This window comes from Brachyspira sp. SAP_772 (genome assembly GCF_009755885.1).
In the GTDB taxonomy this organism is placed as follows: Bacteria; Spirochaetota; Brachyspiria; order Brachyspirales; family Brachyspiraceae; genus Brachyspira.
In genome coordinates, this window is record NZ_VYIX01000073.1 from 1 (window position 1) to 885 (window position 885).

General features: G+C 25.1%; 2 protein-coding genes. Both read left to right on the forward strand.

All coding sequences use genetic code 11. The features are described 5' to 3' along the window. Positions 1-336 precede the first annotated feature (336 nt). Entirely contained in the window at positions 337-648 is a 312-nt protein-coding gene (locus GQX97_RS12650; RefSeq protein ID WP_232473377.1) for a hypothetical protein, read from the forward strand. Then, a partial coding sequence (locus tag GQX97_RS12655; protein ID WP_157152246.1) for a helix-turn-helix domain-containing protein occupies positions 641-885 on the forward strand: 245 nt, incomplete at its 3' end. The genes GQX97_RS12650 and GQX97_RS12655, both read left to right, overlap by 8 nt.

Genomic DNA, 885 nt, shown 5'->3' on the forward strand with positions numbered 1-885 from the left:
ATGAGGGTAAAGGTAAATATAGAAATCCAAGTTTTGATTATTTTAAGTATTAACATTTTTTAGGGGTAGAAAATGGGAAAAAATGGAATACCAGAACAACAAAAGTTTAATTATGGCAAACATAGAGAAAAGTATCAAAAAGAGATTTTTCARCTCATAGAAKATATAAAAAATATTCCARMTGATAAAAWGYCTGAAGAAATTAATARYTATTTTGTGATTAAATTATATACGCTTTTAAAAAACTTTGGAATATATAMAGATTATGATATTKATAAYACTATWRAATATTTYRAARAAGAAGAAGCTATATTTTATCAAAAGTTAGAAGAATATTTGAGTGATGTCAATAACAAAAGAAAAATATATAAATCTCTTTTTATCATAAAAAATCAAATATTAAATATACGAGATTTTTCAAGTAATGGATTTTATCAGGACTTTTTAGATGATTTGAAATCTGAAATGGGGTTAATGATTAAAACAAAATATAACAATTTTATTGAACCAAGCATTTACAACTGTTCTGAAGATTTTTCAAGTATTGATTATAAACACTTTGATATGAAGTATGAAGATAATCAAGCTATAAACAAAAAGGTTTTAGCAGAATATAAGCGACTTGCTATAGGAGGAAGTAATGCCTAGAGAAACTTCTATAAATTGTTATCACGGTTCAATTATAGGGAAAAAAGAAAATACACAATTCAAAAAAATATTTAATTGTGTATCTGAACTTAAAGAAGCAACTAGAGGAGAGATAGCAGATAGGCTAAAAATGGAAAAAAGCACGGTATCAGCAAGAGTTAATAAAATGCTTCAGCTTGGTCTTTTACAAGAGATAGGCAAAAGAAAAGATAAAGTAAGTGGTATAATCAATACTTA